General features: G+C 35.6%; 1 protein-coding gene. It reads right to left on the minus strand.

The window, feature by feature from the left end; genetic code table 11:
* Positions 1-72: 72 nt before the first annotated feature.
* A complete protein-coding gene (locus ACSFVZ_RS11035; protein ID WP_435558855.1) occupies positions 73-1,389 on the minus strand; it encodes a phage integrase SAM-like domain-containing protein in 1,317 nt (438 codons plus the stop codon).
* Positions 1,390-1,713: the final 324 nt, after the last annotated feature.

Here is a 1,713-nt window from a genome sequence, read left to right on the forward strand (position 1 = left end):
GCTGGTTTAGCGCCAAATGAATCAGAGGTTAGATACCAAGATTCTAAAACTGTGGCCAAAATTAGTTGACCACTACACCGCCGAAATATGAGTTTCCGGATGAATTGGACTAGGAAACATGTGACCCTTTGGGTTTCTAGGTATTCCTATCAAATGAAGTTCCAACTTTTTCCAATATAAGTCAGAAACAGGATACACTGTCCTTTCACCAGCTTCCCTATTCTTGCTTATGTGTGCAGGTATAAAAATTGATCTTTCTTTAAAGTCAAAATTATCAATGTAGTTTGCGAATAATTCTTGGTTTCTTGCTCCTGTCACTGCCATACCGGCCACTATTAATTTTCCACTCAAAGATCCGGGTGTATCATCATCAAATATAAACTCTAGTAGCTCATCGTAACCAATTTTATAGGTTTTTGGATTTGGCTTAGATCTGGGGAATTTAGAAGCAAAACCATCTATTTTATTTACCTTTATATAGTTTGCTCTAACACAGATATTGAACATTGCATTGAATGCTGAGTACAATTTCCTTTTGGAATCCGAAGACAAACCATCAATGGTTATTTTGTTTGCTTTGTTTGTCCTTTTTTGGCTCGTATATTCGTCAAACTCAATCACCCAATTTTTGTTGACCTCATTTAATCTGAAGCCTAAAAAAGGTTCAAATGCTGACAGGATTTGATCTATTGTGTTTTGCGTTACTGATTTAACCTTACCGCTTTTCACTGGATATTTTTCTCTATCAGCCATATACCTACCACTCTCTAAGTAATAGCGTATTGTCATATTCCCGCCCTTTTGAGACTCCTGATAACCTTGGCTTACATCGTCAATGTATTCAACAAACCTCTCTCTTGCGACCTTTACATTAGCTTCTTTATTCTTGCCTTGATCGATATAGTAATTACTTGCCTTGTTAACATATTTGCCTAGCATCCGGCCTGTAGGGCGGCTCCCGAAAGCAGCAACAGGATAAAAGGTCTTTGATGTAGCACCTACTCTAAGTATTAATCTGCCTCCTCCGTCTTTTGCAGTAAATGTAGTATCGGTTAACTGAACATTTTCCACACAAAATGGCAGTTCTTCAATTAACTTATTCGTAAAAGTGCAGAGTCTTGGTCCGGAAAACTTTTGAATAGATGTGCTGGATAATATATGTTCAAGTTCTGTTTTACCTGACTTGATATCTTTAAGCGCTTTACCCGCCTTTATCTCTCTTTTGACTCTTTCTTTGTCTGCCTCGATTTCTTCACGAGTTCGTACTCTAAATTCTGACTTTGAAATGGCTACATGCAGCCTTTCATCTTTTGACTTAATAGACTTAATCTTTTTATCAAGCAACTTAAACTGCTTTATCTCTTCACTAAATAGGTCATTTGTACTCATTGAAATACTGCTTTTTTCCATCAATTGTAGCAACACCAGAAATCGCCAATTTTACGTATTATGGTTCATCCCATGGTTTTTTCAAACTCTTTATGGTCTAAATTATGGTTCAAATAGGCAATACGTTAGAATATTAGAACAATTTAATATTTGATTAAAATAAAAGCGAAATAAACTCAACTTATTGTATTTTATAAATATTTAACAGGTAAAAAGAAAAGAGCTATTAGATTTAACTAATAAAAAACTTTAAATCTAAGCCTTAGGAGGGGGCCGTTATATCCATTTAACTAAGAGGCCACTCAAAAGCTGAGGTAAAGCTTG

Origin of the sequence: Pseudoalteromonas nanhaiensis, from assembly GCF_051235485.1 — a bacterium.
Lineage (GTDB): Bacteria > Pseudomonadota > Gammaproteobacteria > Enterobacterales > Alteromonadaceae > Pseudoalteromonas > Pseudoalteromonas lipolytica_C.